General features: G+C 70.8%; 24 protein-coding genes and 1 tRNA gene. 14 read left to right on the top strand and 11 right to left on the bottom strand.

The genetic code is table 11. The annotated features are described in order from the left end of the window. Positions 1–12: 12 nt before the first annotated feature. The gene (locus V7004_RS01270) at positions 13–1,290 is read left to right on the top strand and encodes an MFS transporter (RefSeq protein WP_334141331.1); all 1,278 of its coding nucleotides are present in this window, start codon (positions 13–15) and stop codon (positions 1,288–1,290) included. Here V7004_RS01270 and V7004_RS01265 read toward each other — a convergent pair whose 3' ends face one another. The 3 genes from V7004_RS01265 to V7004_RS01255 are packed head-to-tail and all read right to left on the bottom strand — an operon-like array spanning position 1,291 to position 5,229. After that, on the bottom strand, positions 1,291–2,229 hold the full coding sequence (locus V7004_RS01265) for a PD-(D/E)XK nuclease family protein (protein ID WP_334141330.1): 939 nt from the start codon (positions 2,227–2,229) through the stop codon (positions 1,291–1,293). 43 nt (positions 2,230–2,272) lie between these two features. Further along, positions 2,273–3,706, bottom strand: coding sequence for a bifunctional glycosyltransferase/class I SAM-dependent methyltransferase (locus V7004_RS01260; protein WP_334141327.1), 1,434 nt, complete (start codon positions 3,704–3,706; stop codon positions 2,273–2,275). Next, positions 3,703–5,229: a hypothetical protein gene (locus tag V7004_RS01255; RefSeq protein WP_334141325.1), complete on the bottom strand. Its 1,527-nt coding sequence runs from the start codon at positions 5,227–5,229 to the stop codon at positions 3,703–3,705. Before V7004_RS01255 ends, V7004_RS01260 begins: the two co-directional genes overlap by 4 nt. A 51-nt stretch (positions 5,230–5,280) precedes the next feature. Here V7004_RS01255 and V7004_RS01250 point away from each other — a divergent pair, with 51 nt between their 5' ends. The 5 genes from V7004_RS01250 (at position 5,281) to V7004_RS01230 (ending at position 8,930) form a co-directional block, all read left to right on the top strand. After that, a complete protein-coding gene (locus V7004_RS01250) occupies positions 5,281–5,649 on the top strand; it encodes a hypothetical protein (RefSeq protein WP_334141324.1) in 369 nt (122 codons plus the stop codon). After that, positions 5,613–5,697 (top strand) — tRNA-Leu (locus tag V7004_RS01245). The genes V7004_RS01250 and V7004_RS01245 overlap by 37 nt, the downstream gene beginning before the upstream one ends. A 122-nt stretch (positions 5,698–5,819) precedes the next feature. Then, positions 5,820–8,291: a hypothetical protein gene (locus tag V7004_RS01240; protein ID WP_334141323.1), complete on the top strand. Its 2,472-nt coding sequence runs from the start codon at positions 5,820–5,822 to the stop codon at positions 8,289–8,291. A gap of 145 nt (positions 8,292–8,436) precedes the next feature. Further along, complete coding sequence (locus V7004_RS01235) at positions 8,437–8,637, top strand: cold-shock protein (protein WP_208027339.1); 201 nt, start codon at positions 8,437–8,439, stop codon at positions 8,635–8,637. 20 nt (positions 8,638–8,657) lie between these two features. Next, on the top strand, positions 8,658–8,930 hold the full coding sequence (locus V7004_RS01230) for a gas vesicle protein GvpG (RefSeq protein WP_208027338.1): 273 nt from the start codon (positions 8,658–8,660) through the stop codon (positions 8,928–8,930). On the opposite strand, the gene V7004_RS01225 is transcribed toward V7004_RS01230, so the two are convergent. From V7004_RS01225 to V7004_RS01200, 6 genes are all read right to left on the bottom strand, one after another. Then, positions 8,908–9,417, bottom strand: a complete 510-nt coding sequence (locus V7004_RS01225; protein ID WP_334141321.1) for a TIGR00725 family protein — start codon at positions 9,415–9,417, stop codon at positions 8,908–8,910. The two genes, V7004_RS01230 and V7004_RS01225, sit on opposite strands and share 23 nt — an antisense overlap. Then, positions 9,414–10,292 carry an LLM class F420-dependent oxidoreductase gene (locus V7004_RS01220; RefSeq protein ID WP_334141319.1) on the bottom strand — a complete coding sequence of 293 codons (879 nt, stop codon included), beginning with the start codon at positions 10,290–10,292 and terminating at the stop codon, positions 9,414–9,416. Before V7004_RS01220 ends, V7004_RS01225 begins: the two co-directional genes overlap by 4 nt. A gap of 64 nt (positions 10,293–10,356) precedes the next feature. Next, on the bottom strand, positions 10,357–11,388 hold the full coding sequence (locus V7004_RS01215) for a VOC family protein (protein WP_334141317.1): 1,032 nt from the start codon (positions 11,386–11,388) through the stop codon (positions 10,357–10,359). Beyond that, a complete protein-coding gene (locus tag V7004_RS01210) occupies positions 11,385–11,939 on the bottom strand; it encodes an RNA polymerase sigma factor (RefSeq protein WP_334141315.1) in 555 nt (184 codons plus the stop codon). The genes V7004_RS01215 and V7004_RS01210 overlap by 4 nt, the downstream gene beginning before the upstream one ends. A gap of 69 nt (positions 11,940–12,008) precedes the next feature. Next, the gene (locus V7004_RS01205) at positions 12,009–13,373 is read right to left on the bottom strand and encodes an LLM class flavin-dependent oxidoreductase (RefSeq protein WP_334141314.1); all 1,365 of its coding nucleotides are present in this window, start codon (positions 13,371–13,373) and stop codon (positions 12,009–12,011) included. Further along, positions 13,370–14,464: a hypothetical protein gene (locus V7004_RS01200; RefSeq protein WP_334141312.1), complete on the bottom strand. Its 1,095-nt coding sequence runs from the start codon at positions 14,462–14,464 to the stop codon at positions 13,370–13,372. Before V7004_RS01200 ends, V7004_RS01205 begins: the two co-directional genes overlap by 4 nt. A 132-nt stretch (positions 14,465–14,596) precedes the next feature. Here V7004_RS01200 and V7004_RS01195 point away from each other — a divergent pair, with 132 nt between their 5' ends. Then, complete coding sequence (locus V7004_RS01195) at positions 14,597–15,184, top strand: TetR/AcrR family transcriptional regulator (protein ID WP_334141310.1); 588 nt, start codon at positions 14,597–14,599, stop codon at positions 15,182–15,184. An 11-nt stretch (positions 15,185–15,195) separates the two neighbouring features. Here the strand turns inward: V7004_RS01195 and V7004_RS01190 are convergent, their stop codons facing one another. Further along, positions 15,196–16,089, bottom strand: coding sequence for an LLM class flavin-dependent oxidoreductase (locus V7004_RS01190; RefSeq protein ID WP_334141309.1), 894 nt, complete (start codon positions 16,087–16,089; stop codon positions 15,196–15,198). A 50-nt stretch (positions 16,090–16,139) separates the two neighbouring features. Between V7004_RS01190 and V7004_RS01185 the strand changes: the two genes are divergently transcribed. Genes V7004_RS01185 through V7004_RS01165 form a run of 5 tightly spaced genes read left to right on the top strand, consistent with a single transcriptional unit; the run spans position 16,140 to position 23,128 of the window. Further along, positions 16,140–16,910 (top strand): SDR family NAD(P)-dependent oxidoreductase, encoded by a 771-nt coding sequence (locus tag V7004_RS01185; RefSeq protein WP_334141307.1) that lies wholly within the window; start codon positions 16,140–16,142, stop codon positions 16,908–16,910. Positions 16,911–16,965: 55 nt separating this feature from the next. After that, on the top strand, positions 16,966–18,618 hold the full coding sequence (locus V7004_RS01180) for an ABC transporter substrate-binding protein (RefSeq protein ID WP_334141306.1): 1,653 nt from the start codon (positions 16,966–16,968) through the stop codon (positions 18,616–18,618). A 59-nt stretch (positions 18,619–18,677) separates the two neighbouring features. Beyond that, the gene (locus V7004_RS01175; RefSeq protein ID WP_334141304.1) at positions 18,678–20,312 is read left to right on the top strand and encodes a fumarate hydratase; all 1,635 of its coding nucleotides are present in this window, start codon (positions 18,678–18,680) and stop codon (positions 20,310–20,312) included. Between the two features lie 16 nt (positions 20,313–20,328). Next, positions 20,329–21,750, top strand: coding sequence for a class II fumarate hydratase (locus V7004_RS01170; RefSeq protein ID WP_334141303.1), 1,422 nt, complete (start codon positions 20,329–20,331; stop codon positions 21,748–21,750). Position 21,751: 1 nt separating this feature from the next. After that, the gene (locus tag V7004_RS01165; protein WP_334141302.1) at positions 21,752–23,128 is read left to right on the top strand and encodes an FAD-dependent oxidoreductase; all 1,377 of its coding nucleotides are present in this window, start codon (positions 21,752–21,754) and stop codon (positions 23,126–23,128) included. 16 nt (positions 23,129–23,144) lie between these two features. Here V7004_RS01165 and V7004_RS01160 read toward each other — a convergent pair whose 3' ends face one another. Then, entirely contained in the window at positions 23,145–23,633 is a 489-nt protein-coding gene (locus V7004_RS01160; protein WP_334141301.1) for a hypothetical protein, read from the bottom strand. Positions 23,634–23,709: 76 nt separating this feature from the next. Between V7004_RS01160 and V7004_RS01155 the strand changes: the two genes are divergently transcribed. Both V7004_RS01155 and V7004_RS01150 read left to right on the top strand, forming a co-directional pair. Continuing rightward, positions 23,710–24,222, top strand: a complete 513-nt coding sequence (locus tag V7004_RS01155; RefSeq protein WP_334141299.1) for a DUF2269 family protein — start codon at positions 23,710–23,712, stop codon at positions 24,220–24,222. Between the two features lie 19 nt (positions 24,223–24,241). Then, positions 24,242–25,045 carry a hypothetical protein gene (locus V7004_RS01150; RefSeq protein WP_334141297.1) on the top strand — a complete coding sequence of 268 codons (804 nt, stop codon included), beginning with the start codon at positions 24,242–24,244 and terminating at the stop codon, positions 25,043–25,045. Positions 25,046–25,060 lie beyond the last annotated feature (15 nt).

Genomic DNA, 25,060 nt, shown 5'->3' with positions numbered 1-25,060 from the left:
TACGCTCAGCAGGTGTCGGACCCTCCGACCCGTCCAGGGCTGCGCGAGGCGCTCGCCGCGTTCCGCTACCGCAACTACACGCTGTTCTGGGTGGGAGCCCTGCTGTCGAACTCGGGGAGCTGGATCCAGAACGTCACCGTGCCTTACGTGGTGTTCCATCTCACCGGATCGGCGTTCTGGGTGGGGTTCGCAGGGTTCGTGCAGTTCCTGCCGGTCGTGGTGGTGGGACCGCTCGGTGGCTCCATCGCCGATCGCTTCCCTCGACGCCGCGTCCTGCTCGTCACCCAGAGCGCCCAGGCCGCAGCGGCAGCGGTGCTGGCGGTGGTGTGGGCGGCGGGGGTGCGCCAGGTGTGGGTGATCGTCGGGCTGGTGGCCCTGAGCGGGCTGGTCGGCGGCATCAACATCCCCTCGTGGCAGGCGTTCGTCAGCGAGCTGGTTCCCAGGGAGGCGTTGCTCAACGCCGTGACCCTCAACTCCACCCAGTTCAACGCCGCCCGGGCGTTCGGGCCGGCGCTTGGTGGCCTGGTGTTGGGCACCGCAGGGCCCGGTTGGGCGTTTCTGGCCAATGCGGCGTCGTTCCTGGCAGTGATCGGGGCGCTCCTGGCCATCGACGTGCCCAGCTCCTGGCGCGGACGGGTCGGCGGTGCCGGTGTGCGGCGCGAGTTCGCCCGGACCCTGCGCTACGTCCGCGGCTACCCGGGCATCCTGGCCTGCCTGGTCATCGTCACCGCGCTCGGCGCGCTCGGCAGCCCCGTCTTCCAGCTCCTGGTGGTGTTCGCCGACGACGTCTTCGGGGTGGGCGGCGTCGCCTACGGCCTGCTTGCCGCGGCGCTCGGGGTGGGCTCGGTGCTGGCTGCCCCGCTCGTCGCGGGTCCAGGTTCGGGGATCGCCCGGTCGGTGCTGGTCACCGCCGCGGTGGTGGTCTACGGCATCGCCATCACCGCGTTCGCGCTGGCTCCGGTGTACCTGCTCGGGCTGCTCGCGCTGGTCGTGGCCGGTGGCGGTTATCTCGCCCTCGCCTCCACCCTCAACACCACCATCCAGGTCCAGGTGGACGAGGACATGCGGGGCAAGGTGCTCGCCCTCTACATCATGTTGCTCACCGCTTCGTTGCCGGTCGGTGCACTCGTGCAGGGGTCGTTGGCTCACCTGGTCGGCCCGCGCCTCACCGTGGCGGCGGCCGGGATCGCGTTCCTGCTGATCTGCGGCTGGTTGCGCGCCGGCACGGGGTGGGTGGCGCGGATGGACGAGGAGGGTGCTGTCGCCCCGCGGGCGGGGCGGGCCCGCTGATCAGCCGCGGTCCTCGTCGAGGTGGACCCGGCCTTCGGCGCAGCCCTCGAGCGCGGGGCACCACCGGCACCGTGACCCGGGCTGGCGGTTCGCTACCGCGTGCCCGTGGAGAAGCTCCACGAGTCGCCGCACCCCGTCAGCGGTGCGTCGGGCCGCTGCGTGCAGCACGTCCGTGGAGACCGGCTCGACGTGCGCTCGACCGCTGTCGAGGTAGTAGGAGGCGAGCAGCCGAGGGGGGACGCCGAGCCGGATCGTGTCGAGCAGCGCGTAGAAGCGCAGGTCGTCGACGTGGCTGGGGTGGGCGCCCCCGGTCTTGAAATCGACCAGCACCTTGCTCGCCTGCGAGCCGCGAGGTCGGCCGAGGGTGAGGTCGACCTGCCCGGAGAGCACGATCCGCCCATCGACCAGTTCCACCCGCCATCGGGGCTCGAGGACCGGGTACCAGTCAGACTTGAGCGGCGGGAAGCACTCCATGAACGTCGTGACCCGCTGGGAGGCCTCGCTCCGCAACTCGGCGACATCGGCTTCGGGTCGGGTCTGGAGCCAGCCGGCCAGCCCGTCGACCCCTTCGGTGAGCCGGGCGATCGCCTCGTCGACCAGGTCGGCTGGGTTCGGCTTGCCCGGCCAGTTGAGCAGGAGCTCGATCGCCTTGTGTGCCACCTTGCCCCGGGCCCGGGGCACCGACCAGGCGAACGGCTCAGCCCGCTCTGCCAGGGCATGCGCCTCACAGGCGTGGATCTGGGTGAGGTGATGCTTGGAGACGAACAGCGGGTCGCCGTCGGGCACCAGAGCGGCGACCGGGGCCAGCTCGTCGACGAGGGCCTGCTGGAGCTCGGCTGCCAGCGACGACTCGAACACCGGCCGCTCGGCCGGCGCCGCGCCCAGCAGGGCCAACACCTCCCGCTGGGCGGGGTTCAGGTCGGGGTCATCGGTCGCCACGCGTTCGAGCGTACGCAGGGGCAGGGACACCCGCCGGCGGCAGTCAGACTGGTTCCAGTTCGTACACGAACTGGTAGCCGAACAGCGTCGGCCACAACGCGACCGCTGCCCGGTCCAGCGTCGGGAGCACACCGCGGGCCGCGCCGGCTGTCCGGCCGTCGGGGCTGCCCCGCGCGGTGACTTCGAAAGGGATGCCGGTGGCGGTGCGGCGCCGGATGCGGTAGCCGCATCCCGCCACCAGTCGTTCGAAGCTCGCCCGGGTGAAGAACCGCAGATGACCGCGGTCGAGGATGCCACGACGGTCGTAGTCGAAGCGCCCCGACAGCACGCGCAGGCGCGGGTACCAGTGCCCGAAGTTGGGCACGCTGGCGATGAGCACCCCGCGAGGGCTGAGCAGATCGCGGATCTGGGTGAGGAGGCGCTGTGGGTCGGGCAGGTGCTCGAGGACGTCGGCGGCGATGATCACGTCGAAGCCGTCACCCACCTCGGGTGGGATGCCCCCGGCCAGGTCGGCCTGGTGGAACTCGTCGACCCGCTCACCGACACCCTCACACTTGTCGATGTCCACGCCGATCACGTGGTGGCCCGCCTGGCGGAGCGCCTCCGCCAGGCGGCCGGTGGCGCAGCCGAGGTCCAGCACCTTGGCGGGCGGCCGGTTCGCCAGCCAGGACACGATCCGATCGTGCGAGGACCCGGGACTCAGCTTCATCTCGTAGTCGGTGTGCGCGAACGCCGACTCGCCGGTGCCGAACCCCATGCGGTGCAGGCGGTACCGCAGCGCGTCGACCGTGACGTCCCGGGCGTAACCGAGACCGTTGACGTGGCAGATCTCGTCGCCGTAGTAGGTGGGGATCGGGATCTCCCGGATCGACTTCCCGGCCTCGTGGAGCTGGATGATGATCTCCGTGTCGAAGTCGAAGCCGTCCGAGTTCCGTTCGAAGGGGATGTCCCGCAGCGCGCTCACGCTGTAGGCCCGGTAGCCGCTGTGCCATTCGCTGAGCTCCGTGCCGACGAGGGTGTTCTCGACCGTGGTGAGGATCCGGTTGCCCACGTACTTGTAGAGCGGCATACCCCCTCGCCTGGCGGCGCCTTTCACCATCATGCGAGAGCCGAACACGGCGTCGCACTCGTCCGCCTCCAGAGGCGCCACCATCTCGGGGAGCATCTCCGGTGCGTACTGGCCGTCGCCGTGGAGCAGCACCACGATGTCGAGCCCGTGGTCGATGGCCCAGCGGTAGCCGGCCTTCTGGTTGCCGCCGTAGCCCAGGTTGCGAGCGTGGCGGATCACGGTCAGCGGGAGGTCGGAGAGGGTCTGGTAGCCGAGCCCGACCAGGTAGGTGGCGTCCTGGCTGGCGTCGTCGCAGACCAGCACGTGCTCGACCCTGCGGGCGAAGTCTGCCGGGATCCGATCGAGGACTTCGTGGAGGGTGGACGCCGCGTTGTACGCGACGATGAGGATGCCGATCTTCTTGGTCATGGTGAAGGCTCCAGCCTGCCGCCCGGCGCTACCGATGGTAGATCCCGGCGGGGCACTCGCCGATCCTCGACGCTCGAGGCCTGGCCCGGACCCCGGTCGCGCACCAGGAGCGCGTCGAGCAGGGCGGCGGCGATGACCAGCAGGCCGATCCGCAGCAGGTGGGTGGCCGGCACGGCATGGCGGGCGATCTCGTAGGCCGAGGCCAACCACACCTGGAACAGGAACGCGCCGCTGGCGGCCACGACGACCGCTCCGGTGGCCACCAGGGGCCAGGAGGGGCGGGCCCGGCGGGCCGCGGCCACGACCGCCAGCGCGGCGGTGACCAGCACCCAGGCGGTGACGTCGGTTCGCAGGATCGACGTCGTCGAGCCCCGGAACCACAGCCGGTCGAGGGGTCCGGGCAGAACGTCGATCGGCTCGCCATAGGCGGGGTTCCACGGCGAGGTCAGCATCTCGGGCACCTGGTCGATGTACTGGCCCAGCACCCGCGTCGGGTGGGTGAGGCTGTAGCGGATGATCTCGCTCTGCCCCCGGTGTTCGAGCCAGTCGAGCCAGTCCGGTCGTCGGCGCAGCTCGGCGAAGAACTCCTTCCATGCCCAGTAGTCGTCGATCGTGGTGCCTGTGTACTGGCTGGGGGCGCTCATGCCCTCCCAGTCGGGCATGCCCCGCTCGGCGAACCACGACTCGGCCTCGGGGTCACCCAGGTAGCGCTTGTAGAAGTTCTGGCCGAACGCTTCCTGGAAGTAGGAGACCCCGTAGCCGTCCCGGGCCCGGTAGGCGTCGTTGATCCGGGGTGAGACGATCGTCGACCATCCGGCCACCGCCAGCAGGCCGGCGACCAGGCCGAGCTTGAGCCGCCGGTGGTCTCGACGCAGGGCCCACAGCCCGCAGACCGCGGCGAGCCCGAGGGCCAGGGTGTACTGGAACGGCCGGCTGATGATCCATAGGGCACTGGTCGTGAGGGCTGCGCCCGCCGCCGCGAGCGACGGTCGGGTGGCGACCCGGATCCACGCGGCGAGGGCCACCACCACGATCGACAGCGTCAGGGACTCCGACAGGATGGCCTGGTCCCAGCCCGCGACCTGGGGGGTGCTGCCCAGCAGGAGCACGGCCCCGAACGCTCCGTACCGGCAGATCGGGGATCGCATCGCACCGGCCAGTACCCCGGCCAGCACCAGCCACGCCCCGATGGACACTGCCACCTGGGCTGCCACCCTGGCCTGGTCGTTCGGGAACAGTGCGTAGAACGCCGGCACGACCCACGATCGGGGAGCGCCCCCGGTGAAGCTGAGAACCGGGTAAGGCCCGGGGGGCTCGGCAGCCCGGTAGGTGGCGGAGTCGGGGAACGTCATGGGCTGCACGCCCCACGCCGCCGCGATGCGCATCGCAGCCCAGCAGGCGGCGATGACCACGAACGGGGCAGCAGGGTGCGCGGCGAGGGCACGGAGCCGGCTGACGGCGGGGAGCCTCGTGGGCCGCTCGTCGGAGCTCCCGGTGGAGCCGGGATCGCTGGGGGAGACCACGCCGCCGGGCGAGGGTACTGACTGTCAGTGGGCGTCGGCAAGATGGTCGAGATGGAAGCCACCAGCCTCCGGTTCGCCGCTGCCGCCCGGGTGCTCGGGCACGCGGCTCGCGCCGATGGTCTGGTGGTGCCGGGTTTTCGCAGCCCGCCCCGGTTGCCGGGGGTCGAGCGGTCGTTGCGCCGGCGGCCCGGCGGCGCGGCGACGGTGTCGGTGCGCGTCAGGGGTCGGCCGTGGCTGGCCGTCCTGGCCGACATGATCGAGGGGGTCGTGGTCGCCAACGGGTTGTCGGGTGCCGATGCCGACCGGTGTCGCACCGTGCTGTGGGGCGCGGTCGAGCGTTGCCCCGATCTCATCGATCCCGCCGGGGCTACGGTGGCCACCGGGCCCGGGTGGCGAAATCGGCAGACGCAGGCGGCTTAAACCCGCCAGGTGGCTACCACCGTGTGGGTTCGACTCCCACCCCGGGCACCGCGGTGAGGGGAGAACGCCTGCTCTGAGTGCGCTCGAGGCTGAGGTTAGGCTCGACGGGTTCCCCACCCCGGGCCCTCGGCGCGCCGGGGACGTCCACACCAGAGAGCTGCGCCCTCCCCATGACCGAGACCATCGACGCCCCGGACCGCTCGGCGCACGTCGAGGACGACCTGGACGACTTCCCCGAAGGCGACGAGAGCGGGGGCGGTCGGCGCTACTACGCCGAGATCCTGCTCATGTGCTTCGCCTCGCTGCTGCTCGAGGTGAGCTACACCCGCATCGTCTCGTTCAAGCTCTACTACTACTACACGTTCCTCGTGATCGGGCTCTCGCTGCTCGGTCTCGGCACCGGCGGGGTCATCGTCGCCATCTCACGCCGTCTGCGGCGAACCCCCACCGACACCGTGATGACGGGTGGGCTGCTGTTCGCCGGGCTGAGCGTGCTCGTGGGCTTCGTGGTGGTGGCCCGCACCCCCATCGACAGCCTCGTCATCTGGGACTACGGCACCCGTGCCTCCGTCGGCAACCTCGTACTGCTGATCGTGATCTGCCTCGCGCTGTTCGCCTCGTTCGTGGCCATCGGGGTGATGATCTCCACCCTCTTCGGCCGCCGGGCGCGCGACGTCGGCCGGTTGTACTTCGCGGACCTCCTCGGCGCGGGCCTGGCCTGCGCGTCGGTGGTGTTCCTGCTGCTGTGGATCGGGCCGGTCACCACCATCCTGCTCGCCGGGTTGATCCTCTCGCTCACCGGGCTGCGCCTCGCGTGGCGGCGGGGGCTGGCACTGCGGATGGCCGGCATGACGCTGTCGGGGGTGCTCGCGCTCGGTGTGCTGGCGCCGTCGCTGGTGCCGAAGGTGCGTGCCGATTCCACCAAGGCCCACCACTACGAGTCGGATCTGTTCAGCCGCTGGGGAGCGATCTTCCGGGTCGACGCCTACGAGGTCAGCCCCGACGCCCGTCTCCTGCTGCACGACGGCATGCTCGGCTCGGCGGTCCACCGCTGGGACGGCGACCCGTCCACGCTCGGTCGCTTCGACCGCGACCCCCGGCGGTTCCCCTTCGCGACCAGTGGCCCCACCCGTGACAACGTCATGATCATCGGGGCCGCCGGGGGTAACGAGATCCTGGCCTCGCTGCACTTCGGGGCCGAGCAGATCGACGCCATCGAGCTCAATCCCGTCACCTACTCGCTGGTCACCGACGAGTTCGCGGACTACAGCGGTCACCTGGCCGAGAACCCGAAGGTCAACTACGTCAACGGCGACGGTCGGTCCTACCTCAAGCGGTCCTCGGGTGACTACGATCTCATCTGGTACCCGGCCCCCGACAGCTACGCCGCCACCAACGCCGCCTCCTCGGGCGCGTTCGTGCTGTCGGAGAGCTACCTGTACACCACCGAGACCATCGAGGAGTCGCTCGCGCACCTCACGCCGGATGGCATCGTGGCGGCGCAGTTCGGCGAGATCAACTTCGAGGCCAAGCCGAACCGCACGACCCGGTACGTGAGCACCGCCCGGCGAGCGCTCGAGAACATCGGTGTCGACGATCCCGGCCGGCACCTCATCGTCATCACCTCGCCGACGGAGGGCCCGGGCGCCCTCTCCACCATCCTGGTGAAACGGGAGCCGTTCAGTGACCAGGAGGTCGCCGACATCCTGGCGTCCATGGACGCGGTGCCGGGTGCGGTGCTGCGGTACGCGCCGGGCCATCCCGTCGAGGGCGAGACGGCCACGATCGTGGCCACCGCGAGTCCCACCGAGCTCGAGTCCTGGTACGCGAGCTACCCCTACGACATGCGGCCCATCAGTGACAACGGGCCGTTCTTCTGGCACTTCACGCCGTTCTCGACGGTGTTGAAGCACTTCGGCGATCCCATCAACCCCTACGACACGGAGGACTCGGTCGGTGAGCGGGTGCTGCTGCTGCTGCTCGCCATCGCGGTGCTGCTCGGAGCGGTGTTCCTCCTGCTGCCGTTCGTCACCGTCCGGCGGATCTGGTCCACCCTGCCTCGCAAGGGCACCTCGGCCGTGTACTTCCTCGCCCTCGGTATGGGCTTCATGTTCTTCGAGGTCTCGCTCATCCAGCGGCTGGTGCTCTTCCTCGGCTTCCCCACCTACTCGCTCACGGTCACGCTGGCGTCGATCCTGGTGTCCACTGGCGTCGGGGCCTTGCTCAGCGAGCGGGTCGCGGATAGGGCGCAGCGGATGGTCGTGCCATTGCTCGTCGCCCTCGGCGTGCTCACGGTGTTCTACCTGGTCGGTCTGCCGGCCATCACCGACGCGTTGCTGGGTTGGCCACTGGCCGGCCGGGTGCTGGTGGCGCTGGCGCTGCTCGCCCCGCTCGGCGTGTGCCTCGGCATGTTCATGCCCCTCGGCCTGCGAGCCGTGGCGGCCATGACCGATCACCCGCGGGAGTACGTGGCCTGGGGCTGGGCGGTGAACGGCTTCGCATCCGTGACCGGCGCGGTACTCACCACGATCCTGGGGATGATGTTCGGGTTCGACCTCGTGCTGGTGTTGGCCTTCGTGGTGTACGTGGGGGCATTGATGTCGCTCCGAGCGCTCACGGGAGCGGCGGGGGCGGCTGCCTGATCGGGTGCGGTCGGGCTGGTGGGGAGGTTTCTCCCTCCGATGCACGGCACCCGCCCCGTTCGGTCCTAGACTACCCCGCAGCGAGGAGGTCAGTACCGATCTGCTCGAGTTCATACAGGCGTTTTGCAAGGAGCAGATCAGCATCATGGCCACTGGCACCGTCAAGTTCTTCAACGCGGAGAAGGGCTACGGCTTCATCTCACGTGAGCAGGGCGACGACGTCTTCGTCCACTACTCGAACATCGAGGGGCAGGGGTACCGGACCCTCGAGCAGGGCCAGACCGTCGAGTTCGAGGTCGGCCCCGGTCGCAAGGGCGAGGAAGCCCGCAACGTCCGGGTCGTCTGACCCGGGTCTGGACGCCCTGGGTGGCGACCCGTCGCAGCAGCTTCGAGAAGCGCGAACGCGACAAGAACAAGAAGGCCCGAGCCGCCGCCAAGCGCGAGCGGCGCCAGGACCGCAGCGGCGCGGCGTCCGCCGAGCAGTCTGGTGTGTCACCGGCGACCCCGGTCGCCGGTGACCAGCAGGCGGTGCTGGATGCGCTGGCCGCGCTGCACACCGCCTACGACGACGGTCGGGTGACCTTCGAGGACTTCGAGGAGCAGCGAGCGGAACTGCTCAGCCGCCTCGACGTGTCCTGAACGCCGCGTCCAGCGCGGCCTCCACCGCTGCCGCCGGGCTCGCGGTCCGCACGATCGAGCCCTCGGCCGTCCCTCGACGGCGCAGTTCCCACGCGCCCAGCCCGACGACGGTCCGGCCGGCGACCAGCGCGTGGCCGATCTCCGACAGGGTGCCGAATCCTCCGTCGAGGGCGATGACCGCGTCGCCGTTCATCACCACGAGCGCGTTACGGGTCTCGCCCATGCCGGTGCACACCGCGACGGACACCCAGGGGTTGGCCTCGGCTCGGTCCGACCCGGGAAGAATGCCGACGGCCACCCCGCCGGCGAGCACCGCACCCTTCGACGCGGCCTCCGCCACCCCGCGCCGCCCACCGGTCACCACCACCGCGCCCTGCTCGGCAAGCAACCGCCCCACCTCCTGCGCCGCGGTCATGGTGGGCTGATCGACATCGGAACCACCGATGACCGAGACGTAGAGCGGCTCATGCCCGCCGCCGGCGTTCACGCCACCTTCGCGATCACGTCGTCGCCGAACCTGGCCAGCGCGGGACCGATCTCCTCCGGGTCGAAGGCCAGCGGCGGGATCACCACCCGGTGCACACCCAGGTCGTCCTCCAGCTCACGCAGCGCAGCCACCGGATCCGGAGCGAAGGCGGCCGCGCCGCCCGTGGTCAGCTCGATGGCCTCGGGATCACGGCCGGCTTCCAGCGCCGCGTCGCGCATGATGCCGAACAGCTCCCGCAGGCGTTCGTTCGAGCCCTTGCCGGGGAAGAAGCCGTCGCCGAGGCGGCCGGCACGCCGAGCGGCCGCGTTCGAGTGCCCGCCGACGATGACCGGAACCGTCCCGGCGACCGGCTTGGGTCGAGACACGGCGCGGCGGAACGAGGTGAACTCCCCTTCGAAGCTCGCTTCCTCCTGGCTCCACAGGGCCCGCATGGCCTCGATGCACTCGTCGAGTCGTCTGCCGCGCCCCTCGAAGGGCACGCCGAGCGCGTCAAACTCCTCTCGCAGCCAGCCCACCCCGACGCCGAGCAGCAGCCGTCCGCCCGAGAGCACGTCGAGGGTGGCCACCTCTTTGGCCAGCACGAGCGGGTTGCGCTGGTTGGCGATGACGATCCCCGTGCCGAGCTTCAAGGTGGTGGTGTGGGCGGCCACGTACGCCAGCCACACCAGCGGATCCGGGATGTCGGTGTGCTCACCGCCGGGCATCCGGCCGCTCTTGTCGTAGGGATACTCGGACTGGTAGCCGACCGGCACGACGACGTGCTCGACGGTCCAGATCGACTCGAACCCGGCCTGCTCCGCGGCCTGCGCCATGGCCGCCGCGCCCTCAGGCGTGGCGAAGGGCCCGGTGTTGGCGAACATCACTCCGAACTTCATGGGGTGAGCGTAGGCCGTCGGCCTGCACCGGCCGCTCGGCGACCCGCGGTGTAGCGACGGTTGGTCAGTCGGATTCGCCTGCGTAGGTACCGAAGGACCAGATGTTGCCCTCTCGGTCCCGCACCGAGAACACCGAGCCGCCAGGGTCGTAGTCCGCTGCCGCGGGCGGGCGGATCACCTCGAGACCGGCACCGGCGCACCGCTGCCACACCGAGTCCGGGTCAGCGGTGATCACATACAGGGACTGCTCCCCCGGGCGGAGGTTGTACACGTTGTCGGGGTCGTAGGTGCCGACCTGGACGACCCCCCCTTCCGGCCAGCGGAGCTGGCTGTGCACCACGCTGCGGCCGTCGGGGCCGGTCACGACGAGCTGTTCCTCGAAGCCGAACACCTCGACGAGGAAGCGGATGCCGGCGAGCGCATCGTGGTAGTACACGGCCGCCCAGATGCCCCCTCCGTTCCGGGAGCGCTCCTGCGTTCCGGAGCTCGCGCTGTTCGCCAGAGCGGAGGCGTCGGCGCTGGCGGCGGGCTGCAACAGAATCCACCGATGACCGAACGGGTCGACGAGCGAGGCTCGCCGGCTGCCGTCGCGCTGATCGGCCGGTTCGGCCAGGCCCGTGGCGCCGGCTGCCACCGCTCGGGTGTACAGCTCATCGACATCGGCAACCGTCGCGTGCAGCGTGACGGCGGTACCGCCGAGGCCCGTGGGCGTACGCACACCGCTGCCGGGGAGCTCACCGGTGAGCAGCAGGCGGGCCTTTCCGACGGCGAGCTCGACGTGTTCGAGCCGGCCGTCGTCATCGACTGCCCGCACCGCGCCGGCTGCGCCGAGGGCATCCGCGTACCACTCGAGAGCAGCCGCGGGGTCGGAGACGACCATGCAGGGGGTGACGGCGCTGATCGCGGGAGCTCGGGTGGGTACGTGTGTGCTGGCGGACATGGCATCCCTCCTGTCGGGGAGTTCGATGGTGGGGAACGCGTGCGGGTCGTCGAGGCCGAGTTCGGCGACGAGTCGGGCGCGCAGCTGGCGGGCGAAGCGCGGCCGGGGGGTCTGGGGCTCCACCGGGCGAGCCAGCGCGTCGAAGGGATCGGTCATCGGTCCTCCTCGTCGCGGGCGGTGGCGGCCTCGTACCGGGCTCGGAAGGCGGCCCTGGCCCGAACCAGGAGCACTTCAGTGGCACCGACCGTGCGGTCCAGGTGCCCGGCCACCTCCTTGACGGGCAGGCCGTCGACGTAGCGCAGGGTGAGCGCGGCTCGGTGGTGCCCGCCGAGGTCGGCGAGCACCTGGCGGGCCAGGATCGAATCGAGCCGGGCCTCCCAGTCATCGACACCCCGGTCACCATCGAGGTGATCTGCTGCGGCGCCCAGCGCGACGCTCTCACGGTCCTGCCTGCGCCAGTGGTCGACCATCTTGTGGCGGGCCACCCCGATGAGCCAGGCCACCGTCAGGTTGGGCACCCGGCCTCGCGTCACGGCGTCCGCGGCGGCGAGGAACGTCTCGGAGGTGAGATCCTCGGCGGTGGCCGCCGAACCGCATCGTGAGGCGAGGTAGCCGTACACCTCGGGCAACGCCGAGTCGTAGAGCGCGACCAGCGCGTGCCGCTGATCGGTGGGGTCGGGTCCGGTGACGCTCACCACCCGTCCCATCGTTCGAGCACCGTGAAGTCCTACACCCTCACGGCGAGATCCACTCCCGCGGGAGGGGTGCGGCTCGGGTCAGCCGCCGAGGATCCCCCGGACGAAGGTCTCGTCCTGCTCGCCGACGGCCTGCTTGTTGGCGAGGTCTTCCATCCACTCCCTGCCCGCGTCGAACTGCGCCTCGTCGACCATCCGCTTGGGGATGGCCTTCATGACGTAGTCGTCGGGCATCGGGGGCGGCGGGGCGGGCCGGCGGGCCAGGGCCGCCTCGATGATGGGGGCGAGACGCTCCGCCTTCTCGGCGCTGAGCCGCTCGTCGCGCTCCGCGAACTCGGGGAGGACCTCCCGCCCGAACAGCTCGATGCTCTCCATGATGTGCTCGTGACGGTTGCGACCCGCTTGCAGCACGAAGATCACCTGGTCCACGCCGGCCTCCTCGTACCGGCGGAGGAAGTCGCGGATCTGCTCGGGGGTGCCCACCGCCCCCCGCAGACCGGTGGTGTCGCCAGCCGCCACCTTGGCGCCGAGGGTCTCCTGTTTCTGAGCCAGCGCCGCTTCGGGGGAGTAGCCGTGTGCGTGGCGCCGCTCCTGGAACTCCTCCCACACGTTGGTCCTGCCCGGAACGTGCTCGCCGAAGACGTAGAAGTGGGCGAGGGAGTAGCCGAAGAAGTTGCCGCCCTCGAGCCCTCGGGCAATGGCGGTGTCCTCGTCGGGATGGCACATCATCGGGGTGACACACGCGATGGCCGGGTTGACGGCCAGCCCGACGGGCACGCAGCGTTCGGCCAGCGTGGCTTCGTAGTCACGCACCCACTGCTTCGCGTCCTCAGGGTCGATGAAGGCGAAGGCCAGCGCACCCATGCCCTTCTCGGCGGCGAGCAGGATCGTGTCGCGCCGGGAGCACGCCAGCCACAGTGGAGGGTGTGGCTTCTGCACCGGCTTGGGCACCACGTTACGGGGCGGCATCGAGACGTACCGGCCCTCGACTCCGGTGAAGGGGGTCTCGGTCATGCAGCGGATGGCGACTTCGAGGCCTTCGAGCCACTGCTCCCGCTTCTCGTCGTAGGCGATGCCGAACCCGCCGAGCTCGGCTTCCGACGACGACTCGCCGGAGCCGAAGTCGACCCGCCCGTTGGAGACCAGGTCCAAGGTGGCCACCCGCTCGGCGGTGCGGGCAGGGTGGTTGTAGTACGGCGCGGTCTGGATGATGCCGTGCCCCAGGCGGATCCGCGACGTGCGTTGGCTGGCCGCGGCGAGGAAGACCTCGGGAGCGCTGGAGTGCGAGTACTCCTCCAGGAAGTGGTGCTCGACCTCCCAGACGTAGTCGAAGCCCACCCGGTCGGCGAGCTCCACCTGGTCCAGCGCATCCTGGATGAGCTGGCGCTCGGAGTCCTCCGACCAGGGCCGGGGGAGCTGGTGCTCGTAGAACAGGCCGAACTTCACGCCGCCGGCTCCTCGGTGTCGACCACCGTGCCGTCGGGCAGTCGCCGCACCGTGCCCAGCGAGAGCATCTCGTCGAGCAGGTCGGCCGCGTCGGGGCGACCAGCCAAGGCGTGCTCGATCTCGTTCATGGTGACCCGCAGGTTGTCGGCACGCCGCAGGAGCAGGGAGTCCTCGAGCGCCTTGTCCCACAGCAACCCGATCATCTCCTCGCCCGGGTAGCGGTTGCCCCGCTGGCCGATCCACGTGCGGTCACGCATCTCGGAGAGGGCGGTGCGCAGGTACGACACGTGGGGCGTCTCGTCGGCTCGGATGTAGGACACCAGCCGGGCTGCCTCGCCGTCGCCCGCCACCAGGTCGGTGTCGGCGAGGACGCTCTCGGCCCAGCGGAAGGTGTGGAACGCCGCGATCTCGATGAACAGCAGGTTGATCATCCGGCCGACCAGGAACTCGAGTGTGGGGTCGATCTCCTCGGGCAGCACCCGGGCCACGTCGACCAGCGGCGCGGGTCTGCCGGGACCGCCCCTGATGCCCATCCGCTCCAGCATGAGCTCGGTCTCGTCGGCGGTGACCGGATTCTCGAACGCGATGTCGCGGGCCACGAACCACATCACGTCGTGGCCCGCCTCCTCCTCGAAGCCGGCCTCGTCGCGGGCGTGGGCCTCGATGAGCCCGCGGTCCAGGTGGGCGATCGCGGTGCCGGTGATGTCCTCCTCGAACAGCGGTCGCATGTCGGGCACCGGCACCAGCCGCAGCATCCCGCCGAAGCCCTCGACGGTACCGATGCGGGTGAGGGTGGCAATGATGGGCTCGGGCACGCCCCGTCGGATCAGCAGCTTCGACTGCTCGACGTTGGGGAAGTGCTCAGGCCACGAGTCGATCGGCACGTCGAGCACCGGGGTGCCGAACTGCTCCGCGCGCTGGTGCTCCCACGCCTCGATGGCCGGGCCTCGCATGCGGGTACGAGGTGAGACGTACCGACCTTGATCGTCGAAGCCGCCGTGGCAGCGGACCCCACCCGCGACGAGCGGCTCTGCGTAGTCATGCGAGAGCAGGAGCTCGTGCTCCGTGTACTCCACCTGTGCCGTGGTCATGGTTCGCTCCCCCCTGGGCCATCGGCATACCGCGCCAGCGGCACGGCGATGCCACTGGCCGGACCGGGATCGTCCCGGCACCTCAACTGTATACTCGTGTGTATACACTCGGCAAGATGGAAGCTGTGTGACATGGGTGACCGAGGCCAGGCCCGCCAACTCCTCCCGAAGCCCGAGCGCCAGGCGTCGATCCTGCGGGCCGCGGCCACCGCCTTCGCCAGAGGAGGCTTCGCCGACACGTCGATGGACGACGTGGCCGCCGAGGCGGGCGTGAGCCGCATCATCGTCTACCGGCACTTCGCCTCGAAGGAGGAGCTGTATCGGGCGGTGCTCGATCGGGTGAGCGATCGGCTGCGGGAGGAGTTCCTCGCCGGGGTGCAGGCCGCCGACCCGGAGGGCTTCACCACCCGGGCCCTGCTCACCGTGGCCCGCGAGGACCCCGACGGCTTCCGGCTCCTGGTGGTGCACGCGGCACGCGAGCCCCGGTTCGCGAGCGTGGCCGCCGAGCTACGGGGGCAGGCGGTGCAGGCTGCCGACGAGCTGATCGGCAACACGATCCGCGACCCCGCACTGCGCGGGTGGATCACCCACACCATCGTCGCCTACCTCTACGACAGCGTGCTGGCCTGGCTCGATCACGGCGACGAGGCCTACGACGGTGAGTTCCTCCGCCGGGCCACCGCGGGCCTGGTGGCGGTGTACGGAGCGATGGTCCAGTAGCCGGTGTCCGGTCAGCGCTGGAGGGGTAGCACCCGTTCGGCCAGCCAGCCCAGCTCGTCGTGCCAATCCGCGGGCTCGACGATGGGCAGCACCACGAACTTCGAGGCCCCGATCCCCACGAACCGCTCGAGATGCTCGGGCAGCGCGGCGCGCTCGGGGATCAGCTCTTCGGGATCGGCACCCGGCCGCCGCTGGCGTACGAAACGGGCCACGAGCTCGGGCAGCGGGCCGTGGCGGTAGGCGACGAGCGCCCCGACATGCTCGGGATCGATCGCTCGGCCATGGGTCGCGGCATGCTCGGTGATGGCGGCGATGCCGGCGCGCACCTCCTCCACGGTGCAGAACGATGGCAGCCACCCGTCGCCGAGGCGGCCGACCCGCCGCAGCTCTGACGGAGCGATGCCTCCCATCCACAGGTCGATGGGGTCCTGGATCGGTCGGGGGCGGACCGACACCCCCTTGCAGGAATAGAACTCGCCGTCGTGGTCGACCACCTCCTCGCTCCACAGCCGGCGCAGGAGCGGTAACGCCTCGTCGAAGCGTCGGGCCCGCTCCTCCCGGCGGACCCCGAACGCGGCCTGCTCGGTGGGGTCCGCCACGCCGAGGCCGAACGCCGGCAGCAGCCGACCGCCGGAGAGGCGGTCCAAGCTGGCCAGCTCCTTGGCCAGCACCACGGGGTTGCGCCCGGGCACCACCAGGACACTCGTGCCCAGCTTCAGCCTGGTGGTGCGGCCCGCGGCGAACGCCAGGCCCGCGATCGGGTCGGGACCCTCACCGGAGATCCGCTCGCTCAGCCACAGCGAGTCGAACCCGAGGCGCTCGAGCTCGTCCACCACCAACCCGAAGCGCTCGGCGTCGTTCGCCACCGTCCGGGTGCCGAGGCCGAAGCCGATGCGAACCTTCATCGCCGGCGACCGTACCGGCTGCGATCGCGCTCGTCCTAGGCTGCCCGGCCATGGCCGAGGTTCGGGTCGATGAGCTGTTCCGGCTCGACGGTCGGGTGGCCGTCGTGACCGGGGCGTCGAGTGGTCTCGGCGTCCGGTTCGCGCGGGTGCTTCACGCCGCGGGCGCCTCGGTCGTGCTCGCGGCTCGGCGCCGTGCCCGCATCGAGGATCTCGCGGCCGAGCTCCGGAGAGCGGTCGCGGTGCCGACGGACGTCAGCCTCCCGGCTGACCGGGAACGGTTGATCGCCCGCACCATCGAGACCTTCGGGCGGGTCGACGTGCTCGTCAACAACGCGGGGATCGGCGCACCAGCGCCCGCGGAGGACGAACCGGTCGAGCAGTTCGCGCAGGTCATGGACGTGAACGTCACCGCGGTCTTCGCCCTCAGCCAGCTCGCCGGCCGGCAGATGATCGAACAGGGTCGAGGCTCGATCATCAACATCACGTCCATCCTCGGCCTCGTCGCCTCCGCGCCCATCAAGCAGGCGAGCTACGCGGCCTCGAAGGGCGCGGTGGTGAACCTCACCCGGGAGCTCGCCGTGCAGTGGGCGCGGCGAGGGGTGCGGGTGAACGCCATCGCGCCGGGATGGTTCCCGAGCGAGATGACCGCCGAGATGTTCACCGACGAGGCCTCGATGGCCTACCTCCGTCGCAACGCGCCCATGGCCCGTGGCGGCCGAGAGCACGAGCTGGACGGGGCCGTGCTGTACCTCGCCAGCGAAGCCTCCTCCTACGTGACCGGCCAGGTGCTGGTGGTCGACGGCGGGTGGACGGCCCGCTGATCGGCCCCCGGAGCGACGACCGGCGCTGAACACCGCTCGCTAGGCTGCTGCCTCCATGTCGAAGGCGTGCCGGATGCACCTGTCGATGGTCGTGCTCGCCGCCCTGGCGCTGGTCGGTGCCGCCTGCGCCGATCCACCCGAACCACAGACCAGCCCGCCCGAGCAGGCCGAGCAGCCCGCGGCGAGCGGCCCCCGGAACGGCGGTCGGCTGGTGATGGCCGTCGAGCGCGACGCCGGCGACCTGCGTCCTACGGCGGGCCCCTGGGATTCGACCGCCCTGCAGGTGGGCCGGGCGGTGTTCGACCGGTTGGCCGACTACAGCGACACGTACCAGCTCGAACCGGCACTGGCCGAGTCCTTCACCCCCAACGCGGACTTCACCGAGTGGGCCATCACCCTGCGAGCGGACCTCGTCTTCCACGACGGCACACCGCTCGATGCCGAAGCACTGCGGGCCAACCTGGAGGCGCAGCGGACCAGCCCGGCGGCGGAAGCGCTGCTGCGACCGGTGCGAGCGGTGTTCGTCACCGGACCGCGGACCGTCAACGTGCGGCTCCGCGCTCCGTGGTCGACGTTCCCTCACGTGCTGACCACCCAGGTGGGCTTCGTCGCGTCGCCAGCGAGCCTGATGGCGGCCGACGGGGGGGCCCGGCCCGTGGGCAGCGGCCCGTTCCGGGTGCGGTCCCGGGACTCGGACGGGTCGTTCGTGCTCGGCAAGAGCCCCACCTACTGGCGGGACGGTCTACCCCGCCTCGACGAGATCGATGTGCGGGTGCTCCCCGAGGGCGCCGCTCGGGTGCGGGCGGTGGAGGAGGGCAAGGTGGATGTCGCCCTCGTCGACGATCCGGTGCTGCTGGCACTCGCCTCGGCGCGCGCTGCGGAGCGCCGCACGCAGGTCCTCGCCGATCTCGAAGGCGAGGCCCCGAAGCTCACCGTGGTGCTCAACGCCGGCCGGATGCCCTTCAGCGACTTCAGCGCCCGGCAGGCGCTGGGCTACGCCACCGATCGAGCCGAGATCGTCGGCGACGGGGACCGCGGCTTCGTGAAGTGGGCGAGGGGGCCGGTGGTCGACACCTCCCTGTGGTACAACGATCCGCCGGTCCTGCCCCACAGCCTGCCGGCTACCGAGACCGAGCTCGAGCGCTTCATCGATCGCTACGGGACGTCGCTCACGTTCGAGGTGCTGGTGCCCGACGACCCGGTGATTCGCCGGTTCACCACCCGGTGGGGCCAGCAGCTGCGTGATGCGGGCATCAGGGCTCGTTTCCGGGTGGTGCCCCTCACCGAGGTGCGGCAGGCCGTGGCCGTCGGTGGGTTCGACGCGGCCGTCCTGCCGCTGTTCGGATCCTGGCATCCCGACCTGTGGTACCCGCAGCTGCACCTGTCGGAGCTGACCCCGGTGGGTGCGCCGGGTCCGAACCTGGCTCGCCTCGGGTCACCGGCGATCGACGGCTCGTTCGACAGCGCACGGGCCACCTCCGAGCTGGCCCGGCAGGTGGACGCCTATCGGGCCATCCAGAACGATGTGGTCACCGGCGCGGCCTACCTCTTCCTGGTGCGTCTGCCGCAGGGCCTGGTGGCCGGCCGAGACGTGCGGGACCTCACGCAGCGGACCACCCCGCAGGGTTCGCCCGGCCTGGGCATGGAGCAGGGGACGGTGTCGCTCACCCAGGTGTGGCTGGATCGCGAGCCGCGCGACACCGAGTAGGACCTGTACGGGAGCGCGCCGTTTGCTCTGCCGGGCGGACCGTGTGGGACGCTGGCGCCATGAGCGAGTTCGCGTACGAGGAGCTGTTCCAGCTCGGCCCTGACCCCACCCCGTACCGGCTGATCACCACCGAGGGGGTGTCGGAGGTCGAGGCGGCGGGCCACCGCTTCGTGCGGGTCGAGCCGTCCGCGCTCACCCGGCTGACCCGGGAGGCGATGTGGGACATCGCCCACTATTTGCGCCCCGGGCACCTGGCGCAGCTCGCCGCGATCCTCGAGGACCCCGAGGCGTCCGGCAACGACCGGTTCGTGGCCCTGGACCTGCTCAAGAACGCGTGCATCTCGGCGGGCGGCGTGCTGCCCATGTGCCAGGACACGGGCACGGCCATCGTGAAAGCCCGCAAAGGGCAGTTCGTGCTCACCGGAGGCGGTGACGAGGCGGCCATCGCCCGAGGGGTGTACGAGACCTACCGGGACGCGAACCTGCGGTACTCGCAGATGGCCCCGTTGAGCATGTGGGAGGAGGTGAACACGAAGACCAACCTCCCCGCGGAGATCAAGATCGCCGCGGTCGACGGTGACACCTACAAGTTCCTGTTCATGGCCAAGGGTGGTGGCTCGGCCAACAAGAGCCTGCTGTTCCAGGAGACCAAGGCGCTGCTCACCCCCGCACGGCTCATGGCGTTCCTGGACGAGAAGCTGCGCGGCCTGGGCACCGCGGCCTGCCCGCCGTACCACCTGGCGGTGGTGGTCGGTGGGACGTCGGCGGAGATGGCCCTCGAGACTGCCAAGCTGGCCTCCGCCCGGTACCTGGACACCCTGCCCACCACGGGCGACGAGCGGGGTCGGGCGTTCCGAGACCTCGAGCTCGAAGCCCAGGTGCTCGCGCTCACCCAGAGCTTCGGCATCGGCGCGCAGTTCGGCGGCAAGTACTTCTGCCACGACGTGCGGGTCGTCCGGCTTCCCCGTCACGGCGCGTCCTGCCCGGTGGCGCTGGCGGTGTCGTGCTCGGCGGACCGGCAGGCACTGGGCAAGATCACCGCCGAGGGCGTGTTCCTCGAGCAGCTCGAGACCGATCCCGCCTCGTACCTGCCCGAGGTCGACGAGGACGAGCTGTCCGGGGAGGTGGTGCGCATCGACCTGACCCGGCCGATGGATGAGATCCGGGCCGAGCTGTCGAAGCTGCCGGTCAAGACCCGGGTGATGCTCACCGGCCCGATGGTGGTGGCCCGCGACATCGCCCACTCGAAGATCAAGGAGCGCCTCGACGCGGGTGAGCCGTTGCCCGACTACCTGCGGGATCACCCCGTCTACTACGCGGGGCCGGCGAAGACCCCGGAGGGGTACGCATCGGGATCGTTCGGCCCCACCACCGCGGGCCGGATGGATGCCTACGTCGACGAGTTCATGGCCGCGGGTGGCAGCCACGTGATGGTGGCGAAGGGGAACCGCTCCAAGCAGGTGACCGAGGCGTGCAAGCGCCACGGTGGGTTCTACCTGGGCTCCATCGGTGGCCCGGCCGCGCGCCTGGCCCAGGACTGCATCCGCAAGGTCGAGGTCCTCGAGTACCCCGAGCTCGGCATGGAGGCCGTGTGGATGATCGAGGTGGAGGACTTCCCGGCGTTCGTGGTGGTCGACGACAAGGGCAACGATTTCTTCGCGGAGGTCTCCCGGCCCGTCACCTTGCGCCGCTGACTGCGAGAATCGGGGGGTGAGCGAGTCCCAACACCTCCCCGCAGAGCTGCCGCACCGCGTCGAGCACGACTCGATGGGGGAGGTCCGGGTGCCCGCCGAGGCCAGGTGGGGCGCCCAGACCCAGCGGGCGGTGGAGAACTTCCCGATCTCCGGCCAGCGGCTCGAGCCCCGGCTGATACGCGCCCTCGCGCTGGTGAAGGGGCAGGCCGCGCTGGTCAACGCGTCGCTGAAGTCCGTCCCCCAGGTCGACCGCCGGATCGGCCGGGCGATCTTCGACGCCGCCGAGGAAGTGGCGGAGGGGTTCTGGGACGACCAGTTCCCGGTCGACGTGTTCCAGACCGGGTCGGGCACCTCCTCCAACATGAACATGAACGAGGTACTGGCCAACCTGGCCTCCGAGCGGCTCGGCGAGCCTGGGGCGGTCCACCCGAATGACCACGTCAACGCCTCCCAATCGTCCAACGACGTGTTCCCCAGCGCGATCCACATCGCGGTGGTCGAAGGGGTGTTACGCGACCTGGTGCCTGCGCTGGAGGTCCTCTACTTCGCGCTGCGACGCAAGGAGAAGGAGTTCCGCGACGTGGTCAAGGCCGGGCGGACCCATCTCATGGACGCCACTCCGGTCACGCTCGGCCAGGAGTTCGGCGGGTACGCCGCGCAGGTCCACGCGTCGATCGTGCGGCTGCAGGAGGCGTTGCCGCGCTGCGGTGAGCTCCCCTTGGGCGGCACCGCGGTGGGCACCGGTATCAACGCGCCGAAGCAGTTCGCTCCCAAGGTGATCGCCGCGCTGGCCGAGCGTCTCGCTCTCCCACTCACCGAGGCTCGCAACCACTTCGCTGCCCAGGGATCCCGCGACCCGCTGGTGGAGATGTCAGGCGAGATGCGCACCCTGGCGGTCGCACTGATCAAGATCGCCAACGACCTGCGCTGGATGGGCAGCGGCCCGCGCGCCGGGCTGGCGGAGGTCTTCCTTCCCGATCTGCAGCCGGGCTCGTCGATCATGCCGGGCAAGGTGAACCCGGTGATCCCCGAGGCGGTGACGCAAGTGGCGGTGCAGGTGATCGGCAACGACGCCGCGGTGGCATTCGCCGGTTCGCAGGGCAACTTCGAGCTGAACGTCTACATGCCGATGATGGCCCGCAACCTGATCGAGTCGATCCGCCTGCTCGCCAACGTGAGCGAGCTGTTCGCCAAGCGCTGCATCGACGGCATCCGCGCCAACGTCGATCGGCTCCGGCAGTACGCGGAGGCCTCACCCTCCATCGGCACCGCGCTCAACCCCTACATCGGCTACGAGCGGGCCGCGGAGATCATCAAGGAGTCGGTGCGTACGGGACGAAGCATCCGGGAGATCGTGCGTGAGCGAGGCTTGATGACCGACGAGGAGCTCGACCGGGCGCTCGATGTCATCGCCATGACCAGAGGGGGGATCATCTGACATGGTGCCCGCGGGTCGGCGAGGCCGGCGGTGGTTGCGCGTGCCGGGGCGCGACGCGGAGGTGATCGCCGAGGCGGACGTGGTGGTGTGCGGCGGCGGTCCCGCCGGGCTGGGCGCCGCGCTCGCCGCCGCTCGCCACGGTGCCCGGGTCGTGCTCCTCGAGCGCTACGGCTTCCTCGGGGGCAACTTCACGGTGGCCGCGGTGGGCACCATGTGCGGGCTGTACGTGCGCGAGGCGCCGGGTCGGTTCACGCACGTCACCGGCGGCCTGGCCCGGGAGTTCGCCGGTGAGCTGGTGGCCCGGGGGGCCGGGCTGGGGCCGTACCCGTTCAAGGACACCGCGGTGCTGCTGTACGTGCCCTGGGCGGCGAAGCGCCTCGCCGACCACCTGGTCACCGAAGGCCCGGGGTCGGAGCGCATCACCCTGCTGCTGCACGCGCTGGTCTCGGAGGTGGTGCTCGCCCCCGGCGCCGGCGCGCTGGAGGCGGTGGTGGTGGCGTCCAAGCAAGGCCCCCGGGCGATCGCGGGGCGGGTCTTCGTCGATGCCACCGGGGACGCGGATGTCGCCGTGGCATCCGGTGCGCCGTGGGAGATGGGAGGTCCCGGCCAGCGGCAGTTCGGTTCCATGCAGTTCTTCCTGCAGCACGCGGACATCGAGGCGGCCATGTCCGGCGGCTTGGCCGCCTTCTCTGAGGCGGTCGCGGCGCACGGCGGGCACCTGACCCGTGACGGCGGAGCGGTGATCCCCACCATGCGGCCGGGTGAGGCCATCGGTGCCATGGTCCGCTTGTCCCGGGACGGCGCGCCCCTGGATGCCACCGACCTGTTCGATCTCACCTGGGGGGAGCTGGAAGGCCGGCGCCGGGCAGAGGAAGCGGCCGCCTTCGTGCAGGCCCACGTGCCAGGCTTCGCGGGCGCGTTCCTCTCGGATACGGCCACCCAGCAGGGGGTGCGCGAGACCCGCCACGTGCTCGGGCAGCACACCCTCACCGGTGACGAGGTCGTAGGCGCGGCTCGGTTCCCCGACGCGGTGCTCGCAGCGGCCTGGCCGCAGGAGTACCACGTGTCCGGGCGCGGCACCGAGTACCGGTTCCTGCCCGACGGCGTGGCCTACCAGCTCCCGTACCGGTCGCTGGTACCGTCGGCGGGCCCCTCCAACCTGCTGGTCGCCGGCCGGTGCCTCTCCGCTGACCACCACGCGCTGGCCTCGTGCCGGGTGATGGCCCCGTGCTTCGCCTCGGGGGAGGCGGCCGGTCTGGCGGCGGCCATGCTGACTGTGGGCGGCGACGGTGACGGCGGCGCGGTCGACGTCTCCACCGTCGACACCACGGCCCTGCGCGACGAGCTGGTGGCCTCGGGCGCGATCCTCGACGTGTGACCGTGACGGTGGACGGTCAGCCCAGCGCCGGCGTGCCCGCGTAGGGGGCCGGATCGCCCGCCTCGGGGATGGTCGGGCGGCGCCAGCTCATGCGCTCGGCCAGGTTCTCGGCCACCGCCCGCCACTCGTCGGGGTGCCAGCCCTCGGCCTTCGCCTCGATCTGGTTGGCCTGGTTGATGTGCACGAAGGCCGGCAGGTGTTCGAGTCCGAGGTTCTTGACCGCCAGCCGGTCGGGGTCGGTGAAGACCAGGAACTCCCTGCCCCAGGGGCCGAGGAACGCCGATGCGTCGTCGTCGTCGCAGGTCACGACGAAGGCCGTGCGGCAGTCGGCCTCGGCGAAGTTCCGCAGGATCCGCCCGGCCGTGTCCAGCAGCCAGGCGCTCTCGTAGGTGTAAGGGTCGAGCACCACGAGGGCCAGGTGGAAGGTGGTGGTCCACTCCTCCAGCGGCCGGCTGTCTCCTCCGAGCCGCTTGAGCGGGGTGTCCGGCGGAACGTCGATGGGCACGGCGGAAGAACGTAGCGTTCGCGCCCCCGGCCGACCACTCGGCTAGCGTCGCCGATCGGAGAGAGGAGCGTTGGCCATGGGCACCGGTTCGTTCGCGTATCAGTTGTTCTTCCTGCTGCACCTGCTGGCGGTGATCGTGGGCTTCGGATCGTCGTTCGTCTGGCCGGTGCTGGCGGCCAAGGCCCGCCAGCAGGAGCCACCGGTGGCGTACGCGATGAGCAACGCGGGCTTCCAGGCCGCCAAGGTGCTCACCACCCCCTTCATCTGGGCTGCGGGCGCGTTCGGTGTCGTGCTCATCGTGCTGTCGGACGAGGCCTGGAAGTTCTCCGACACCTGGATCTCGATCGCGTTCCTGTTGTTCTTCGCCGCCGCGCTGTTCTCGCTGTTCGTGCACGTCCCGAATCTCCGGGCGATGCTCGCCCTGCAGGAGAAGCTCGTGTCAGGTCAGGTCACCCCGGGCCCCGGCGGGCCACCGGCCGAGGTGGCGGAGCTGCAGGCCCGGGGCAAGCGGGCAGGCATGTACACCGGCATCCTGCACCTGCTGTTCCTGCTGCTGATGATCGACATGATCTGGAAGCCCGGGACGTAGGAACCGGTAGAAAGGGGACGTGCACCCGATCGAGCGGCTCCGGTACGTGGCCCGGGCGTCGGGCGCGCCGGCCGAGGTACTGGTGCAGGAGACGGCCCGGGCGCTGGCGTCGTTCGATGATGACCCGCAGGGATTGGTGACCGCCTGCCGCAGGATCGTGTCCCGCCAGCCCGCGTCGGGCCCGCTGGTGTGGTTCGCGGCCCGGGTGCTCACCGCCAGCGATCCGCGCTCGGAGATCTGGGAAGCGGCCGGCGCGGTCGCGGCGGACCCGACGGCCGCGGAGCTGGCGCATGCCCTGCCCGACCGCGCCACGGTGGTGGTGCTGGGCTGGCCGAGCACCATCGACGACACGCTGGCCCGCCGGGGGGACCTGGAGGTGTTGGTGGTCGACGCGCTGGGCGAGGGATCGGGGCTCGTGCGTCGCCTGCTCAGCGCGGACGTCGAGGCCGTGGACGTCCCCCAAGCCGGCCTGGGCGCGGCGGTCGCGGCCGGTGACCTGGTGCTGCTGGAGGCCAGCGCGATCGGTCCGGGCGAAGCGCTGGCGGTCAGCGGCTCGCTGGCAGCCGCGGCCGTCGCCCGCCACCTGGGTGTGCCGGTGTGGCTGGTCGGGGGCGTGGGCCGGTTGCTCCCCCAGCGCATGTGGGAGGGCCTGCGGTCCAGGGCGGTGAGGGCGGCCGAGCCCTGGGACGCCGACGACGAGGTGCTTCCTCTGGAGCTGGTCGATCGCCTCGTGGGACCCTGCGGGCCGGAGCCCGTCGAGCAGGGCCTCCGGCGCACCGACTGCCCGGTGGCACCCGAGCTGTTCAAGGGCGACGTGTTCTGACGGCCGCCCACCGCG

Source organism: Rhabdothermincola sp. (assembly GCF_036846205.1).
In the GTDB taxonomy this organism is placed as follows: Bacteria; Actinomycetota; Acidimicrobiia; order Acidimicrobiales; family Acidimicrobilacustridaceae; genus Rhabdothermincola.
Note: the sequence above shows the minus strand (reverse complement) of the source record. Positions and strands in the feature narration are given on the sequence as shown.

What these genes read in the sequence shown, in the direction of transcription:
- V7004_RS01260 (WP_334141327.1), bottom strand. Translation starts at nt 3,706, where the DNA reads ATGACCAAGAAGATCGGCATCCTCATCGTCGCGTACAACGCGGCGTCC.
- V7004_RS01190 (WP_334141309.1), bottom strand. Translation starts at nt 16,089, where the DNA reads ATGAAGGTTCGCATCGGCTTCGGCCTCGGCACCCGGACGGTGGCGAAC.
- V7004_RS01235 (WP_208027339.1), top strand. Translation starts at nt 8,437, where the DNA reads ATGGCCACTGGCACCGTCAAGTTCTTCAACGCGGAGAAGGGCTACGGC.
- V7004_RS01215 (WP_334141317.1), bottom strand. Translation starts at nt 11,388, where the DNA reads ATGACCGATCCCTTCGACGCGCTGGCTCGCCCGGTGGAGCCCCAGACC.
- V7004_RS01195 (WP_334141310.1), top strand. Translation starts at nt 14,597, where the DNA reads ATGGGTGACCGAGGCCAGGCCCGCCAACTCCTCCCGAAGCCCGAGCGC.
- V7004_RS01165 (WP_334141302.1), top strand. Translation starts at nt 21,752, where the DNA reads ATGGTGCCCGCGGGTCGGCGAGGCCGGCGGTGGTTGCGCGTGCCGGGG.
- V7004_RS01250 (WP_334141324.1), top strand. Translation starts at nt 5,281, where the DNA reads ATGGAAGCCACCAGCCTCCGGTTCGCCGCTGCCGCCCGGGTGCTCGGG.
- V7004_RS01220 (WP_334141319.1), bottom strand. Translation starts at nt 10,292, where the DNA reads ATGAAGTTCGGAGTGATGTTCGCCAACACCGGGCCCTTCGCCACGCCT.
- V7004_RS01185 (WP_334141307.1), top strand. Translation starts at nt 16,140, where the DNA reads ATGGCCGAGGTTCGGGTCGATGAGCTGTTCCGGCTCGACGGTCGGGTG.
- V7004_RS01155 (WP_334141299.1), top strand. Translation starts at nt 23,710, where the DNA reads ATGGGCACCGGTTCGTTCGCGTATCAGTTGTTCTTCCTGCTGCACCTG.
- V7004_RS01210 (WP_334141315.1), bottom strand. Translation starts at nt 11,939, where the DNA reads ATGGGACGGGTGGTGAGCGTCACCGGACCCGACCCCACCGATCAGCGG.
- V7004_RS01200 (WP_334141312.1), bottom strand. Translation starts at nt 14,464, where the DNA reads ATGACCACGGCACAGGTGGAGTACACGGAGCACGAGCTCCTGCTCTCG.
- V7004_RS01240 (WP_334141323.1), top strand. Translation starts at nt 5,820, where the DNA reads ATGACCGAGACCATCGACGCCCCGGACCGCTCGGCGCACGTCGAGGAC.
- V7004_RS01175 (WP_334141304.1), top strand. Translation starts at nt 18,678, where the DNA reads ATGAGCGAGTTCGCGTACGAGGAGCTGTTCCAGCTCGGCCCTGACCCC.
- V7004_RS01180 (WP_334141306.1), top strand. Translation starts at nt 16,966, where the DNA reads ATGTCGAAGGCGTGCCGGATGCACCTGTCGATGGTCGTGCTCGCCGCC.